Here is a 15,234-nt window from a genome sequence, read left to right as displayed (position 1 = left end):
CCTCCTCAGACGCGGATCAGCGCCGGGTCTTCGTTGTCGTAGAGCCGCTCCAGCAGGTCGGCGCGGCGGGTCAGGATCTTCTTGATGTTGAGCGAGCCCTTGTCGGTGATCTCGTGGTGCTCCAGCGAGGGCGGCTCGGCCAGCACCAGCGCGCGGGTGATGCGTTTGGCAGAACCGGTGACATGGGCGTTCATCTCGCGCAGGCGCAGCTCGATCTTGGTCATCAGCTCGGCGTCGGTGATCGCGCCCTGCGTCTCCTCGCCCGGCTTGGCGGCACCGGGCACGGGGAAGATGAACAGCCCGACCTCGCCGCGATCATGGCCGCAGATCACCACGTCCTGCGCCAGCCCGGCGAGCTCCTTCAGCGCGGACATGCGCAGGTTGCCCGCCTGCACCCAGGTGCCGGTATCGAGCTTGAAGTCTTCGGACACACGCCCGTCGAAGATCAGCCCGCGGTTGGCGTCTTCGGCATCGACAAAGCGCACCGCGTCGCCGGTGATAAAGAACCCCTCCTCGTCGAAGGCTTCGGCGGTCTTTGCGGGGTCGTTGAAATAGCCCTGCATCACGTTGGGGCCCTTCACGCGGATCTCGCAGCGCATGTCCTCGTCGGGGATCAGCTTCACCTCGACACCCGGAAGCGGCACGCCGATCACCCCCGAGCGGCCGATGGGCTCGTGCACCATCAGGCAGGCGGGGGCGGTCTCGGTGAGGCCCCAGCTCGAGATCATCATCGGCAGCCCGCCGCGCGCATGGATGCAGAACTGCTCGAGCGCTTCCCAGACATCCTGCGGCAGCGAGGCCCCGGCGTAGAACAGCAGTTGCTGATCCTTGAAGAGATGCTCTTGCAGCGCCGGGTCGTCCTTGATCGCATCCACCAGCATGTTCCAGCCCACGGGCACGTTGAAGGCCAGCGTGCCAGGACGGTCGGTGCGGTTCTTGAGGGTGGTGGCAAAGCCCTTGCCGGTGGGCTTGCCGCTGTCGATGGTCAGCGTGCCACCATGCGCGAGCATCATGTTCACGTTGTGCGAGCCGCCAAAGACGTGGTTCCACGGCAGCCAGTCGGTGATGCGCGGCGCGTGGTCCATCAGGAAGGGTAAGGCGACCTGCATCTGCACCTGATTGACGCACATCATGCGGTGGGTGGTCAGCACGCCCTTGGGGTCGGAACTGGAGCCGGAGGTGAAGAGGATCTTGGCCAGCGTGTCCGGCCCGACCTTGGCGTGCACGGCATCAAGCTCGGGGCTTTCCTCGGTATGGATCAGCTCCGACAGAGGGGTGACCGGGCGGCCCGCCTCGCCGCGCGCGGCGACCACCTCGACCTCCGCCAGCTGCGGCAGGGCAAGGGCCGAGGCATAGCGCGTGGCGTCATCGACGAAGGCGAGCTTGGGGGTCACCTTGTCGAGCACGTAGATCAGGCGGCCATGCGCCTCGGGGATCAGCGAGTATTGCTCGGCCAGAGGCACCACCGGCACGCCGATGTATTGCGCCGCCAGCGAGACCAGCAGGTGATCGAGCCCGTTGCCCGAGAGCATGGCGATCGTGTCGCCTGCGCCCAGCCCGCGCGCCAGCAGCGCCGAGGCGATGGCGCGGACCTGCTGCAGCAGCTCTTGATAGGTGACATTGCGCCATCCGGGCCCCTCGGTGGGACGTTCCGAAACGGCGACGCGATAGGGGGCTTTGACCGCCCATTCGTGCAACCATGCGCCAGTGTTGGGCACCGCCTCGGGCAAATCATAGCCCGAGCGCAGCAGGATGGTGCCATCCGTGCGGTCTTCGCGGACAACCTTATGCGGCACGAAACGGGTCAGCGTGTGGCGGCGGGCCCAGTCGGCGCGGGCCTCAAGACCTGCTGGGGCGCGTTCGATGATGGTCATATCCATTCCTCCTCCCTCCGGTTCGGTTCAGCGGAACACGGGCGCGCGCTTTTCGAGGAAGGCGTTCAGCCCCTCTTCGGCGTCCGGGGTGGTCTGCACCAGCGCGGCGCAGAGGCTCTCGGTAAAGAGACCATCACTGCGCGACATGTCGTTGATCCGGCTCAGGGCCTGCACCATGAAGTAATTGGACATGGGCGCGTTGCCGGCGATCTGCTCGGCCAGCTTGCGGGCCAGCGGCAGCGCCTCACCCGCCTCGACGCTGTAGTGGGTCAGCCCCAGCCGCAGCCCGTCCTCGGCCCCGTATTTGCGCCCGGTCAGCATCATCTCGACCATGCGATCCGCCCCGAGGATGCGGCCCACCCGCACCGAGGCGCCGCCGCCGACGAAGATGCCGCGCCGCCCCTCGGGCAGTTGGAAGATCACCGACGGCTCGGCGATGCGCACATGGGTCGAGGCCGCCAGTTCCAGCCCGCCGCCGATCACCGCGCCCTCCATGGCCGAGATCGTCACCTTGCCGCCGAACTGGATCATCTCCATCACCCGGTGCCAGTTGCGCGAGTGGTAAACACCGTCCTCGGCGCTGCGCGAGACGTGCTCCGACAGGTCGAGCCCCGAACAGAAGTGCCCGCCCGCGCCGGTCAGGATCACCACGCGGACCTCTTCGGGCAGGGTCACATAGGCGTTCTCCAGCGCCGCGATCAGCCCGTCGCTCATGGCGTTGCGCTTGTCGGTGCGGATCATGGTGATGGTGGCGATCTGGCCGTCCACCTCGGTGGTCAGATATTTGGCGTGGTCGGACATGGCTGTCTCCTTCGGGAACTTGGGGCGGGCGGTCATTTCGGGGCGAGCCGGACGGCGCTGTCGAGGCGGATCACCTCGCCGTTCAGCAGCGGGTTCTGGATGATCTGCTGCACCAGCAGCGCGAACTCATCGGGCTTGCCCATGCGCGAGGGGAAGGGCAGGCCAGCCTCCAGCGCGGCGCGCGCCTCGGGCGGCAGTCCGGCGCTCATGGCGGTCTCGAAAAGTCCCGGCGCAATGGTCATCACGCGGATGCCGAAGCGGGCCAGTTCGCGCGCGGCGGGCAGGGTGAGTGAGGCGATCCCGCCCTTGGAGGCGGCATAGGCGGCCTGTCCGATCTGCCCGTCCTGATAGGCGACCGAGGCAGTGTTGAGGATGATCCCCCGCGCACCGTCCGCATCCACCGGCTCCAGCGCCGACATGGCGCGGGCGGCGTGGCTGAGCACGATGTAGCTGCCGAGCGTGTTGACCTTCAGCGTGCGCTCAAAGGCCTCGATGGGCAGCGAGCCATCGCGCGGCAGAATGCGGGTGGCGGTGCCGATCCCGGCACAGTTGACCGCAATGCGGGGCGTGCCGAGCTTTTGCGCAACTTGCGCAAATGCGGCCTCTACCGCGGCAGCGTCCGAGACGTCGACCGCCACCGCCAGCCCGCCGATCTCGCCCGCGACGCGCGCGGCGGCTTCGGCCGAGAGGTCCAGCACTGCAACCTTCGCGCCCTCTGCCGCCAGTCGCCGGGCGGTGGCTTCGCCGAGGCCGCTTCCGGCGCCGGTGACGAGGGCGATGGTTCCTTTGATGTCCATTGCAATAGTCCTCAGAAGAAGCCGCGCACGGCGAGCATGCCGCCGACCAGCACGAGGTCGGCAAGGATGAAGGGCACGATCCCCGCGAACACCTGCTCGAGCCGCACGTAGTCTCGGGCGACCGAATGTATGACGAAGACGTTGAGCCCCACGGGCGGCGTGATCATTCCGATCTCCAGCAGCTTGGCGACCAGCAGGCCGAACCACAGCTTGTCGACGCCATGCTGGGCAAGGATCGGCAGGAACAGCGGCAGGGTCAGCAGCAGCGCCCCGATCGGCTCGAGGAACATGCCGAGGATCAGGTAGATCACCACGATCACCAGCAGCAGCGCGAAGGTGCCGAGGCCCAGCCCCTCGACGAACATGCCCATCTGCATCGACAGGCCCGACATGGCCACGAGCCGGGTGAAGAGGTTGGCGCCGATGGCGATGATGAAGAGCGCGCCGGACGAAAGCAGCGTGTCGACGAGGCTTTCCTTGAAGTCCGCCCAGCTCAGCGAGCGGCGGGCGATACCGAGGACCAGCGCGACGAAGCTGCCGAAAGCGCCCGCCTCGGTGGCGGTGAAGAAACCGGTGAAGAGCCCGCCGAACACCGCGCCGATCAGCAGCAGCACCGGCCAGATCTCGGCGGTCTTCTTCCAGCGGTCGCCCATGGTGTAGGGCTCGGCGCGGGGCAGGCTCTCGGGGCTGCGCAGCCAGACCAGCAGCACGGCGCAGATGTAGAAGGCCAGCGAGGCGAGGCCGACGAAAAGCCCACCAAGAAAGAGGTCGTTGATCGAGATCTCGGCCTGAATGCCAAAGAGGATCAGGATGATCGAGGGCGGGATCAGCGCGCCGATGGTGCCGCCCGCGGCGACCGCGCCGGTGGCGATGCGCAGATCGTATTTCTGACGGGCCATCTCGGGGACCGCGATGCGGCCGATGGCGGCGGAACAGGCGACCGACGAGCCCGACACGGCGGCAAAGCCCGAGGCCCCCGCCAGCGAGGCGATGGCCAGCCCGCCGGGCAGCCAGCCCCACCAGACCCGCGCAGCCTCGAACAGGCCACGGGTCAGGCCGGAGTGATAGGCGATGTAGCCCATCAGCAGGAACATCGGGATCGAGCTGAGCGTCCAGCTTGCCGAAGTGGTGTAGGGGATGGTCGAGAGCATCGAGAGCGCCGGGCGAATGCCCGCGACCGCCCAGATGCCAACGAAGGACACGAGGATCAGGCTCGCGGCGATCGGCACGCGCAGGGCGATGAGGATCAGCAGGGCGGCGAGGGCGAGAATGCCGATGGTGACGGGGTCCATCAGATGTCCTCCCCGGACTTGGTGACGTCTTCTAGGGCGCCGACGGGGTCACGGTCGTGATCGCCGAAACGGCCGGTCAGCACCTCGATGATGCGGATCGCCATGATCAGCAGCGCCAGCGCGAAAGAGATCGGCAGGATCCAGTAGCTCGGCCATGTGACAAAGCGCAGGGTGCCCGCCTCGATATAGGCGCCGCGCTGCATCTGGCGGATCGCCTCCAGCCCCGAGCCATAGGTCAGCACCGCCAGCACCGCAGCGAAGACGCCGAAGCCCAGCAGTTGCACCAGTTTCAGCGGCACGCCGGTGAGGGTCTGGGTGAACACCGTGGCCTCGATATGGCGGCGGTTCAGTTCGGTCAGGGCCAGCGGCAGCACACTGACGGCGACCATGTAATACTTGCCGACAAGGTCGGAGGTGCCGGGAAAGCCCGCGCCAAGGAAGGCGCGCATGAACACGTCGACAACGACCTGTCCCATCATCGCCAGCAGCACGAAGCCGCCCAATACCATACTGATCCGCGCCACGGCGAACTCAATCGGGGTGAACATCCGATCCTCCGGAGAATGTCGGGGTTTGCGAGAGGGGGCACGCGCCCGGGGAGCGCCAGCGCGTGCCGCTTGGGCTTAGCTGCCGTAGCTGGAGAGGTCGATCTTCGACCAGATCTCCTCGGCACGCAGCGCGCCCAGTTCTTCGGGGGTCATGCCGGGGGTGACCAGCTCTTCCCACTTGTCGATCAGCGCCTTGTAGCGGTCGATCTTGGTCTGCGCGTCGCTGACGCCGCGCTCTTCGAGGATCGAGGCGGCATTGGCGAGACGGTCTTCGTTGAATGTGTCGCGGGCGTCGATCAGGCTCTGGTCGGGCTCGATGAACTCGACCATATCGCCCGCGCGCACTTCTTCGATCTGCGTGTCGAACCCGGCCAGACCGGCGGCGAGCCCGTATTGCGCAGCGGTGGCCAGCGCGCTGCGGTCATCGCCATCCATGCGGTCCCAGAGCATCTTGCTGGCGGTGGCCACGGCGGCGCCGTTGAACACGCCCTGCTCGATCTCGGTCACATAGTCGACCACATCGCCCAGACGGTTGGCGATGATCTCATGCGGCGACGAGAAGGTGGCGTCGATCACGCCTTGGCTGAGGCTTTCGAACAGCTCGCTCGACTGCATCTGCACCGGCGCACCGCCGACGCTTTCCACGAAGGCCGCGTAGAAGGGCGAGCCCGAGCGGACCTTGAGCCCCTTCATGTCGTCGGCGGTCTTCACCGGCTTGGTCGACAGCAGGTCATAAAGCGGCGTGGTGTCTGACCCGAGGTACACCTGTCCATTGCGCGCAAACTCGGCCTGACAGGGCTCGCAGGTGGCGATGTATTCGGTGACGGCGGACGAGACGACCATGGCGCTCGAGCCCAGCATCGACAGCTCCGACACCAGCACGCTGTCGGGATATTCGGCGACGAAATAGGGCATCAGGAGCGGGCCGAACTCGGTCACCCCGTCGCGCAGGCCGGTGGACATCTCGTTGGGTGCGACCAGCCCCGAGGGTGTGTCCATCCCGGTCCAGCGCCCGTCGGTCAGCTCTTCGAGCTTCTTGAACATCACCGGATAGACATCCTTGGCGATGGCGTGGTTGGGGCCGAAGGCGCTGGTGGCGCGGATGGTATCGGCCGAGGCGCTGACGGCCAGCGCCGAGATCGAGCAGGCGAGCAGGCTCGCGGCAATGCGCTTATTCATGAATTTCCTCCCGTTTGAACAACACGGCCGGCCTCCTCTGCCGCCCGCGCAACTCCTCTAGCGCGCCTTGTCCTCGAGCCGTCCGAGGACGGTCATTAGGTGGGCGCGGTCTTCGTCGTTGAGGCGGCCGATGATTTCGTCCTCGGCCGTTCTCACCCTTTCGGCGGCGTGGTCGCGCAAGCGGCGTCCGCGCAGCGTGGCGGTCAGCGCATAACGCCGACGGTCGGTGGGAACCTTCTTGCGGGCGATCAGCCCGCGCTGTTCCAGCTCGTCGATGATCACGACGAGGTTGGAGCGTTCCATCTGCAGGGCGTCCGCAAGCTCGGACTGAACGATGCCGGGGTTGTCGGTGATGATCGACAGGCACGAAAAGCTGACCACCCGCAGATCGTCCTCGGCCAGCACGCGCTGTGCCTCGGGCTGGATCTGCATATAGGCGCGCTTGAGCCGGTAGCCGATCAGATTGCCGAGCACCGTATCCTCCACTTTCGGCCCTTTGGGCGCGTCCGAAATATCGTCGGGATGCGTCATCGGGTTCCTCCTCGCTTAAAAGGCTATGGAGGATAATAGTTATAGTCAATAACTATTTCCGAAGATGCGCTGCGGGCCGCCGTTGGGGGCGGCGGCCCGAGGAGATTTCAAAGGGGCGTTCGAGGTCACGCGCTTAGCAGGAAGCCCTTGAAGAAATTCGTGATTTCTTCTGCCGCGTCGAGCGGAAGCACCTGCGCCACATATTGGTCCGGGCGCAGGATCAGCAGCGCCCCACGGGCCCTGTCGATGCCGCGAAGATCGAAGATATCGGGGCCATTTTGCGCCGGGCAAAAGACCTTCTCATAGTCGGTGAGTCCGTATTTGCCCTTCTGCGGCAGCAGCGCGCCCGGCAGCTCCTCGAGTCGCATCTCGCGGTGCGGGATCTGGAAGACGACGCGCAGGTCGATCACGCTGTCGGGGTCTGCCCCCTTGGGGGTGAAGCCCGCGATCACCGGCGCCAATTCGGCGCAAAGCTGTGCCAAGGCGCCGCCCGCTTGCCCGGCGTCGCCGGCGGGCGCGAAGGCCAGCACCCGCCAGCGCCCATCCGCCTTGAAGGCATGGCCAAGCTGCACCGGCTTGGCATCCGCCAGCCGCACCACCGGCGCGGAATGGAACCGTTTGCCGACAAGCTGCCCCGCCGCCAGCGCCTGATGTTCGGGTCCGCCGGTGATCAGCGAGGGGTCGTAGCGCGTCTCGACCCCGGCGGTGTAACGCCTGTGCTGCTTGAAATAGCGCTGGAACTGCGCGGCCTCGGCGGCGTCCTTGGGCTTGGCGCTGAACAGGCGCGCCATGTCGCGGTCGAAGTCGATGAGTTCCTTGGCCTTGGCGCGGCGCTCTTCAGAGTAGGTGTCGAGCAGGGCAGGGGCCGCCCGCCCACGCAGCACGGCGGTGAGCTTCCAGCCGAGGTTGAAGGTATCGGCCATGCTGACGTTCATGCCTTGCCCGGCCTTGGGGCTGTGGGTGTGGCAGGCGTCCCCGGCGATGAAGATGCGCGGGCTGCGGCGGCCGCGCATCGCCTCGGGCACGTCGTCGAAGGCATCGCAAACACGCTGGCCGATCTCATAGGCGGACCACCACGCCACCTCCTGCACATCGAGCGTGTAGGGCGCAAGGATCGCCTGCGCCTTGGCGATCAGCATCTCGGCGCTGACATCGCGGTCGGCGGCGCGCTCCTCGCCGTGCAACTCGTCCAGCTCGATATACATGCGCACCATGTAGCCACCCTCGCGCGGGATAATCAGCACGCTGCCCTCATCCGCCGACTGGATCGCCGCCTTGAGCCGGATGTCAGGGAAGTCCGTGACCGGCAGCACGTCCATCACCCCCCAAAGCTGGCGCGCCGACTCGCCCTTCAAAGCATGGCCCATCGAGGCGCGCACCGTGCTGCGGGCACCATCGCAGCCAACGACATAGCGGGCGCGGATCGTCTCGGTGCCGGTCCCATCGAGGCATTTGAACGTCGCCTGCATCGGGTGGTCGGCGTCGCCGGTCTCGGTCAGTTCCACCAATTCGCGGTTGTAGTCCGGGGTCAGGCGGCGCGGGGAGTTGCGCATGATCTCGAGGTAGAAGTCATGCACCCGCGCCTGATTGAGGATCACATGCGGCATCTCCGAAAGATCATCCTCGACGTCCTGAATGCGGTCGGCACGGTGCAGCGCGCCGGTTGTGCCGGGGCGCCAGAAAGAGACCTCGTTGACCCAATACCCCTCTTTCATGACCTTCTCGGCAAAGCCGAAGGCCTCGAACGTCTCGACCGAGCGGCAGGCGATCCCGTCGGCCTGTCCCACCTCCAGCGGGCCGGATTTGCGCTCGGTGATGCGCACCGAGATCTCGGGGAAGGCCGAAAGCTGCGCCGCCAGCGTCAGCCCGGCCGGGCCGCAGCCAACGATCAGAACGTCGACGTCCTGCGATGAGGCCGCTTCCTGCGGCTCAGCAATGGCCGGATCGCCGGGGCGGAACCCGTTGAGGTGAAATTGCATGGCGAGGTCCTCCCAGATGATACGTGTACTTACTATACAGCGCTGGACCGGGCTGGAGTCAACATGGTAAGTATACATATCATATTTGGAGGCCCACCCTTTGACCCAGCGCAACGACCTGTCCTCGATGCCCGGCCACCTGATCCGGCGGCTCAACCAGCGCTCGACGGCGGTGTTCCACGAGCGGATGAAAGCGGCGCCGGTAGAGCTGACCTCGGTGCAATATGCCGCGCTCGACGTGCTGTCGCAGAACCCCGGCATTGATCAGGCGAAGCTGGCGGCGCTCATCGCCTATGACCGGGCGACCATCGGCGAGGTGGTCAAACGGCTGGTGCAAAAAGGGCTGGTGGCCCGGCAGGTCAACGAAGAAGACCGCCGCGCCCGCAGCCTCAGTCTCACCGACGCGGGCGAGGCGGCGCGGGCCGAGGTGGCGCCGCTGGTGGCGCAGTTGCAGCCCGATATCCTTGGCGGGCTGACCGAAGAAGAGCGGGCGCAGTTCATCGCGCTCGCCCGCAAGGTGGTGGACAGCCGACCCGTTAAACACTGCGACAAAATTTCCGCAGGCGGGGGGATGACTTCGGCTTGGTTTGCAATACATTCGCTGCAACGAATATGTAAGGGCGGCACCGATCCGCCCGACAGCCGAAGAAGGAAAGCCAAATGACAATCAGCCCCGTCGTAAAGACTTTCTGGGACGAGCCGACCGGAAGCTGGCAATATGTCTTCCATGACCCGGGCAGCATGAAGGGCGCCATCGTCGACCCGGTGCTGGATTTCGACCCGCTGGCCGGGGCCACGCGCACCCATAACGCCGACGCGATCATCGCCTATGTGCAGGAGGCCGGGATCGAGATCACCCATATCCTCGACACCCACCCGCATGCCGATCATTTCTCTGCCGCGCCCTACATCAAGTCGAAGATCGGCGGCACCACCGCCATCGGCGAAAAGGTGAAGGACGTGCAGAAGCTCTGGCAGGGCATCTACAACCTGCCCGATCTGCCGACCGACGGCGCGCAATGGGATGTGCTCTTTGCCGATGGCGACGAATTCACGGTCGGCGCGATCCCGGTGAAGGTGATCTTCAGCCCCGGTCACACGCTGGCCTCGATCACCTATGTCGCCGGGGATGCGGCCTTTGTGCATGACACCTTCATGATGCCCGACAGCGGCACCTCGCGCGCGGATTTCCCCGGTGGCAGTTCCGCGCAGCTTTATGAGAGCCTGATGAAGATCCTCTCGCTGCCCGAGGACACGCGGCTCTATGTGGGGCACGACTACGCCCCCGAGGGGCGTGAGGCGCAGTGCTGCGCCACGGTGGCCGAGCATAAGGCGAAGAACATCCACCTCAAGGACGACCCGTCCGAGCAGGAGTACCGCGCGGTGCGCGACAAGCGCGACGGCACGCTGCCTCTGCCGAAACTGATGCTGGCGGCGCTGCAGGTGAACATCCGCGGCGGGCGTCTGCCCGATCCCGAGGACAACGGTCGCAGCTACCTGAAGATCCCGCTCAACTATTTCGACCCGCGCTGATCTGCGCCGGATCAAAAAACGGGGTGCCGGGGCGTTTGCCCCGGTCCCCGAATGGATCAGACCCTGCTAGGGACGTCAGGCCCTGACCGCAACATGGCCCGCCATGCGCTCGAATTCCGCAAGGCAGGTGTCCAGACCGATCACATCGGCGTATTTCGCATTCATGTCGAAGAGATTGGCCTCATGCGGGCCTTCGTGCCGGTCGCCGCAGGCCTCGCGCACCACCAGCGTTCGGAACCCGTGGCTCATGGCATCGACGCAAGAGGCGCGCACACAGCCCGAGGTGGTCAGCCCCGTCAGGATCACGCTGTCGCAGCCCATGGCGTGCAGAGTCGAGGCAAGTGAGGTGCCGAAGAAGGCCGACGGGTATTGCTTGGGAACCACCAACTCGTCTTCCTCGGGCGCCAGACCTTCGGCGAACTCGGCGGTGGCGCGGCCCGGCAGAAAGGCTTCCAGCGGGGCGGCCTTTTCAAAGAACCGCCCGCCGTCGATGCCGCTGGGGTGCAGCGCCATGCGCGTCAGCACCACCGGAACCCCCGCCGCCCGCGCCGCGGCGCGCAGGTCCAGCGCCGCCGCCAGCGCGTTCACCGCGCCGGGACCGGCGAACAGCGGGCAGGCCTCGTCGTAATAGGCGTGGGCGAAGTCGATCAGCACCAGCGCCGGACGCGCGCCAAAGCCCACCTGCCGGTCGTAGACACCTGCATAATTCTCCGCCGCGCCGCTCATGTTCAGACCACCTCGGTCTTGACCAGATGCTCGAACTTGCCGTCGTGGTAGAGCAGCGGATCGGAATCGCTGCCCCAGTCGGTCACCGCGATCACCTCGCCGATAAAGATCGTATGGGTGCCAAAGCTGCTCTTCTGCGCCGGGCGGCAGTCAAAGCTCACCTGCGCGCCGCGCAGCGCCGGGGCGCCGGTCTCAAGCTCGCTCCACTCGCCCACTTCAAAGCGGGTCTCGCGGTCCTTGGGCATGGCAAAGCGCGTGGCGATGTCCTGCTGGTCGCGCGACAGCACGTTCACGCAGAAGGACTTGGCTTCGCTCAGATGCTCGTGGATCGAGGCAGAGGCGTTGACGCAGATCAGCAGGCTCGGCGGCTCGGCGCTGAGCGAGGTCACGGCGGTGGCGATCAGCCCGTGCCGCGCGCCACCCGTCTCACAGGTGATCAGCGAGACACCGGCGGCGAGCCGGCGCATGCCGTTCTTGAAATCATTGGGGTCCATCAGTCGTCCTTTCTTTCCATCGCGGCGGGCCGGGAGAGAGCCATCGCCGGTGCGATCTGCGCGGCCAACCGGATCAGCCGGCGGTCCTGCGCGCGCGCTGCCACCAGTTGTACACCCAGCGGCAGCGGATCCGCGCTTACTGGAACATGAATGCAGGGCAGTTGCATCGCCGTCCAGAGCGCATTGAATTTCGGGTTGCCCGGCGTGCGGCCTGTCGGCGCAAAACCGGGTGCCGAGGGGGCGATCACCGCGTCAAAGGGCGCGGCAAGAGTTTCAAAGGTGCGGCGGTGGTCTGCAAGCCGGTCGTAGGCCTCGAACATCTGCCGCGCGCTATGGCCTTCGCGGCGATCTGCGCGGGCGATGAAATCATCGTGAACCAGCGGGCCACGGTGGCGCAGGTTGCGGAAGGCGGCGGCCCCCTCGCTCAGCAACACGCAGCGGTGCAGCGCATCGAGATCGGCCATCTCTTCGGGCAGGTCGAGCCAGTCCACGTCGGCGAGCGACGCCAGCCGCTCGGGCAGCGCCTCCAGCAGCGCCAGCATCTCGGGGGCCAGCTCGTCGGCATAGGGCGTGCGGCACAGCGCCAGCCGGGGCCGGGCAGGGGGCGCCTCTCCGCTGGGGAAACCGTAGACCTCGCCCAAGAGGTCAAGATCAGCATAGGAGCGCGCGTACAGACCCACCGTGTCGAGGCTGGCGGCATAGAGCTTCACCCCCTCGGCAGAGATCAGCCCCCAGCTTGGCTTCATTGCCGGCACGCCGCAGAAGGCTGCGGGGCGGATGGTCGAGCCGCCGGTCTGGGTGCCAAGCGCCAGCGGCACATGGAAATCCGCCACGGCGGCGGCGGATCCCGCCGAAGAGCCGCCCGCGGTGCGCGACGGATCGGCGGGGCAGCCGGTCACCGCGTTGCGCCCGGCGGCGGCGAACTCGGTGGTGTCGGTCTTGCCAAGAATGATCGCCCCCGCCGCGCGCAGCAGTTCGACGCAGGGCGCGTCATCGCTGGGGCGGCGGGTGCTGTAGAGCGGCGAGTTGTGCGTGGTCGGCAGGTCTGCCGTGTCGATGACATCCTTGATGCCGACAGGGATCCCCGCCAGCGGGCGCGGGTCCGAGGCGGCAATGGCCCTCGCCTCTGCTTCGGCGCGCGGGTTGAGGCTCAGCCATGCGCGGATCTCGCCGTCACGCTCGGCGATCCGGGCAAGGCAGGCGCGGGTCAGGTCTCGGGGCGTCAACCGGCCATCGCGCATCAGCGCGCGGGCGGAGGTGGCGTCGAGCCGGAAAAGGTCAGTCATCGGGTGGTCCGTGGTATGTGCGGCCGCCCCCAAAAACACAGAGGGGAGCAAAGGGGCGGCCGCGCCAGTCAGCTGAATGAAGCCCGCAGGCTCAGGCGGCCTTGAGCTTGTGGCTGCGCGACTGCATCAGCGGCTGGATCTTCTGGCCGAAGGTGTCGATCCCTTCGAGGAAGTCGTCGAAGGTCATCATGATGCCCTTCACGCCTTCCACCTCGGCGGCCTCGTCGAGCATCTTGGCGACCGTCGCATAAGAGCCGACCAGCGTGCCCATGTTGAAGTTCACCGCGCCCTCGGGGATCGCCATATGCTTGGCGGTGGAGGTGCCGTCGCGGCCCTGATCGACGTTGGACTGGTCGATCAGCCACTTCAGCGCGTCCATATCGGCCTCATCGTGGTACTTCTGCCATTTGGCCATAGCCGCTTCGTCGGTCTCGTCGGCGATGACCATGAACAGCACATAGGCGCCCACGTCCCGACCCGATTCCTTACTGGCCGCCACGAGGTTCTTCGAGTTCTCCTCAAAGGCGGTGGGCGTGTTGATCCCATTGCCGAGGATGAAGTTGTAATCGGCGTATTCGGCGGCGAACTTCATGCCGCGCGGGCTCATGCCAGCGGCGACGATCTCGACATCGCCTGCCGGCGGCGGCGAGAGCTTGCAATCGTCCATGGTGAAATGCTCGCCCTTGAGGTCCGAGCTTCCGGTGCCCCAGAGGTCCTTCATCACCTGCACGTATTCGGTCGCGTAATCATAGCGGTAGCCGAACCACTCATTGCCCGGCCACAGGCCCATCTGGCTGTATTCGCCCTCGGCCCAACCGGTGACGATGTTGACGCCGAAGCGGCCCGGCGCGATCGAGCTGATCGTCGAGGCCATGCGCGCCACGATCGCAGGCGGCAGCGTCAGGATGGCGGTGGAGGCAAAGAGCTTGATCTCCGAGGTCACCGCGGCAAGCCCGGCCATCAGGGTAAAGCTTTCCAGCGCGTGGTCCCAGAACTCGGTCTCGCCGCCGAAGCCGCGCAGCTTGACCATCGACAGGGCGAACTCCAGCCCATAGCTCTCGGCCTTCTGCACCACCTGTTTGTTGAGGTCGAACGTCGCCATGTACTGTGGCGAGCCCTTGGAGATCAGCCAGCCGTTGTTGGCGATCGGAATGAAGACACCCATATCCATGTGAATTCTCCTGCTGGACGTATCGTCTTTTTTGTATGTCCGAACTTAGTCCGGGCATTGCGACGCAGGTCCAGCAGGGACCGCAGGAAAGTCCGGACTTTTGCGCATTGTCCGGTCGGCTGGTGATTTTCTGGGCAAACCGGCGCCGCGCTGTCACCCGCTTGGGCGCTGCGCGAGCCGTGGGGCGGCGCCTATTCGGCCGAGAGATTCGTCCTATAGGCGAAGGAGTCCGCGGGCGAGGTCTGGATCGCGTATTCCAGCAGCCGCCCGCCCGAGGCCAGATAGCGGCGGGTGATGCGCAGCCCGATGGTGCCCTCAGGGCGGCGCAAGGCGGCGCAGACCTCGGCGTCGATCTCCACCGCGCGGATCTCCTGCTGGATCTCTTCGATCCGCTCGCCGGTGCGCTGCTCCACAAGCTGAAACAGCGACGAGCGCAGCACGCTCATGTCGGCCACCACGTCTTGCGCAATCGGATCGAGATAGACCTCGTTCCAGCAGAAAGGCGTCGGCTCGCCAATGAAATGCCGCGGCCCGGCCATGTAGATCAGGCGTTTTCCGGGGCGGCAGCCGATCTCGGCGGCGGTCTTGCCGCGCACCTCGCGGCGCTCTTTCTGCTCGATGAAGAACTCGCTCTGGCTGGCGAAATCGAAAAGATCGTCGCGGCTGTCGTTGCGGAAGCGGTCGCGCCAGTCGGGTTTCGAGGCTTCGACCCGCGTGCCCACGCCCTTGCGCGCCGCCAGCATTCCACGCTTGCGCAATTGCGCAATCGCCTGACGCACGGTGTGGCGGCTCACCCCAAGCTGCACCGCCAGTTCCGCCTCGGGCGGCAGCAGGCTGCCCACCGCGCGCTCGCCCGACACGATCTGCCGTTCAAGCCGATGCGCCACCTGCAAATAGAGCGGCGTAGACGTGCTGCCCTCTTGTGATGCGCTGCCCGGCAATTGGTCGCTGTCCAGATCGCTCATGACGCTTGCTCCCCTCCCGCGGATCAAAATCTTGTCAATAAGTACGGACTTATTTACT

The 15,234-nt window shown here is 66.1% G+C and carries 15 protein-coding genes; 2 read left to right on the top strand and 13 right to left on the bottom strand.

The genetic code is table 11. The features are described from left to right. Window positions 1–5: 5 nt before the first annotated feature. From ACXAD2_RS08930 to ACXAD2_RS08895, 8 genes are all read right to left on the bottom strand, one after another. Window positions 6–1,880 carry a feruloyl-CoA synthase gene (locus ACXAD2_RS08930; protein ID WP_475169156.1) on the bottom strand — a complete coding sequence of 625 codons (1,875 nt, stop codon included), beginning with the start codon at window positions 1,878–1,880 and terminating at the stop codon, window positions 6–8. 21 nt (window positions 1,881–1,901) lie between these two features. Then, on the bottom strand, window positions 1,902–2,675 hold the full coding sequence (locus tag ACXAD2_RS08925) for a crotonase/enoyl-CoA hydratase family protein (RefSeq protein WP_475169154.1): 774 nt from the start codon (window positions 2,673–2,675) through the stop codon (window positions 1,902–1,904). A 32-nt stretch (window positions 2,676–2,707) separates the two neighbouring features. Further along, window positions 2,708–3,472, bottom strand: a complete 765-nt coding sequence (locus tag ACXAD2_RS08920) for an SDR family NAD(P)-dependent oxidoreductase (RefSeq protein WP_475169153.1) — start codon at window positions 3,470–3,472, stop codon at window positions 2,708–2,710. Window positions 3,473–3,483: 11 nt separating this feature from the next. Continuing rightward, window positions 3,484–4,764 (bottom strand): TRAP transporter large permease, encoded by a 1,281-nt coding sequence (locus tag ACXAD2_RS08915; protein WP_475169151.1) that lies wholly within the window; start codon window positions 4,762–4,764, stop codon window positions 3,484–3,486. Continuing rightward, window positions 4,764–5,312, bottom strand: coding sequence for a TRAP transporter small permease (locus tag ACXAD2_RS08910; RefSeq protein ID WP_475169150.1), 549 nt, complete (start codon window positions 5,310–5,312; stop codon window positions 4,764–4,766). Before ACXAD2_RS08910 ends, ACXAD2_RS08915 begins: the two co-directional genes overlap by 1 nt. Window positions 5,313–5,387: 75 nt before the next feature. Next, window positions 5,388–6,491, bottom strand: coding sequence for a C4-dicarboxylate TRAP transporter substrate-binding protein (locus ACXAD2_RS08905; RefSeq protein ID WP_475169149.1), 1,104 nt, complete (start codon window positions 6,489–6,491; stop codon window positions 5,388–5,390). A 57-nt stretch (window positions 6,492–6,548) separates the two neighbouring features. After that, entirely contained in the window at window positions 6,549–7,022 is a 474-nt protein-coding gene (locus tag ACXAD2_RS08900) for a MarR family winged helix-turn-helix transcriptional regulator (RefSeq protein WP_475169147.1), read from the bottom strand. 125 nt (window positions 7,023–7,147) lie between these two features. Further along, the gene (locus ACXAD2_RS08895; RefSeq protein ID WP_475169145.1) at window positions 7,148–9,001 is read right to left on the bottom strand and encodes an FAD-dependent monooxygenase; all 1,854 of its coding nucleotides are present in this window, start codon (window positions 8,999–9,001) and stop codon (window positions 7,148–7,150) included. 100 nt (window positions 9,002–9,101) lie between these two features. On the opposite strand from ACXAD2_RS08895, the gene ACXAD2_RS08890 reads away from it, so the two are divergent. Then, window positions 9,102–9,665: a MarR family winged helix-turn-helix transcriptional regulator gene (locus ACXAD2_RS08890; protein WP_475169144.1), complete on the top strand. Its 564-nt coding sequence runs from the start codon at window positions 9,102–9,104 to the stop codon at window positions 9,663–9,665. Continuing rightward, the gene (locus ACXAD2_RS08885; RefSeq protein ID WP_475169141.1) at window positions 9,662–10,534 is read left to right on the top strand and encodes an MBL fold metallo-hydrolase; all 873 of its coding nucleotides are present in this window, start codon (window positions 9,662–9,664) and stop codon (window positions 10,532–10,534) included. The genes ACXAD2_RS08890 and ACXAD2_RS08885 overlap by 4 nt, the downstream gene beginning before the upstream one ends. Before the next feature lie 75 nt (window positions 10,535–10,609). On the opposite strand, the gene ACXAD2_RS08880 is transcribed toward ACXAD2_RS08885, so the two are convergent. From ACXAD2_RS08880 to ACXAD2_RS08860, 5 genes are all read right to left on the bottom strand, one after another. Next, window positions 10,610–11,260 carry an isochorismatase family protein gene (locus ACXAD2_RS08880; protein WP_475169139.1) on the bottom strand — a complete coding sequence of 217 codons (651 nt, stop codon included), beginning with the start codon at window positions 11,258–11,260 and terminating at the stop codon, window positions 10,610–10,612. A gap of 2 nt (window positions 11,261–11,262) precedes the next feature. Then, window positions 11,263–11,754: a flavin reductase family protein gene (locus ACXAD2_RS08875; protein WP_475169136.1), complete on the bottom strand. Its 492-nt coding sequence runs from the start codon at window positions 11,752–11,754 to the stop codon at window positions 11,263–11,265. Further along, entirely contained in the window at window positions 11,754–13,040 is a 1,287-nt protein-coding gene (locus ACXAD2_RS08870) for an amidase (RefSeq protein WP_475169134.1), read from the bottom strand. The genes ACXAD2_RS08875 and ACXAD2_RS08870 overlap by 1 nt, the downstream gene beginning before the upstream one ends. Window positions 13,041–13,131: 91 nt before the next feature. Further along, complete coding sequence (gene rutA / locus ACXAD2_RS08865; RefSeq protein ID WP_066104497.1) at window positions 13,132–14,211, bottom strand: pyrimidine utilization protein A; 1,080 nt, start codon at window positions 14,209–14,211, stop codon at window positions 13,132–13,134. Window positions 14,212–14,402: 191 nt separating this feature from the next. Beyond that, window positions 14,403–15,176, bottom strand: coding sequence for a GntR family transcriptional regulator (locus tag ACXAD2_RS08860; protein ID WP_475169131.1), 774 nt, complete (start codon window positions 15,174–15,176; stop codon window positions 14,403–14,405). Window positions 15,177–15,234: the final 58 nt, after the last annotated feature.

The organism is Salipiger sp. ABN3_019 (assembly GCF_056158605.1).
Note: the sequence above shows the minus strand (reverse complement) of the source record. Positions and strands in the feature narration are given on the sequence as shown.

Coding starts and splice junctions, on each gene's coding strand:
- ACXAD2_RS08930 (WP_475169156.1), bottom strand. CDS start 1,880: ATGGATATGACCATCATCGAACGCGCCCCAGCAGGTCTTGAGGCCCGC.
- ACXAD2_RS08925 (WP_475169154.1), bottom strand. CDS start 2,675: ATGTCCGACCACGCCAAATATCTGACCACCGAGGTGGACGGCCAGATC.
- ACXAD2_RS08920 (WP_475169153.1), bottom strand. CDS start 3,472: ATGGACATCAAAGGAACCATCGCCCTCGTCACCGGCGCCGGAAGCGGC.
- ACXAD2_RS08915 (WP_475169151.1), bottom strand. CDS start 4,764: ATGGACCCCGTCACCATCGGCATTCTCGCCCTCGCCGCCCTGCTGATC.
- ACXAD2_RS08910 (WP_475169150.1), bottom strand. CDS start 5,312: ATGTTCACCCCGATTGAGTTCGCCGTGGCGCGGATCAGTATGGTATTG.
- ACXAD2_RS08905 (WP_475169149.1), bottom strand. CDS start 6,491: ATGAATAAGCGCATTGCCGCGAGCCTGCTCGCCTGCTCGATCTCGGCG.
- ACXAD2_RS08900 (WP_475169147.1), bottom strand. CDS start 7,022: ATGACGCATCCCGACGATATTTCGGACGCGCCCAAAGGGCCGAAAGTG.
- ACXAD2_RS08895 (WP_475169145.1), bottom strand. CDS start 9,001: ATGCAATTTCACCTCAACGGGTTCCGCCCCGGCGATCCGGCCATTGCT.
- ACXAD2_RS08885 (WP_475169141.1), top strand. CDS start 9,662: ATGACAATCAGCCCCGTCGTAAAGACTTTCTGGGACGAGCCGACCGGA.
- ACXAD2_RS08880 (WP_475169139.1), bottom strand. CDS start 11,260: ATGAGCGGCGCGGCGGAGAATTATGCAGGTGTCTACGACCGGCAGGTG.
- ACXAD2_RS08875 (WP_475169136.1), bottom strand. CDS start 11,754: ATGGACCCCAATGATTTCAAGAACGGCATGCGCCGGCTCGCCGCCGGT.
- ACXAD2_RS08870 (WP_475169134.1), bottom strand. CDS start 13,040: ATGACTGACCTTTTCCGGCTCGACGCCACCTCCGCCCGCGCGCTGATG.
- rutA (WP_066104497.1), bottom strand. CDS start 14,211: ATGGATATGGGTGTCTTCATTCCGATCGCCAACAACGGCTGGCTGATC.
- ACXAD2_RS08860 (WP_475169131.1), bottom strand. CDS start 15,176: ATGAGCGATCTGGACAGCGACCAATTGCCGGGCAGCGCATCACAAGAG.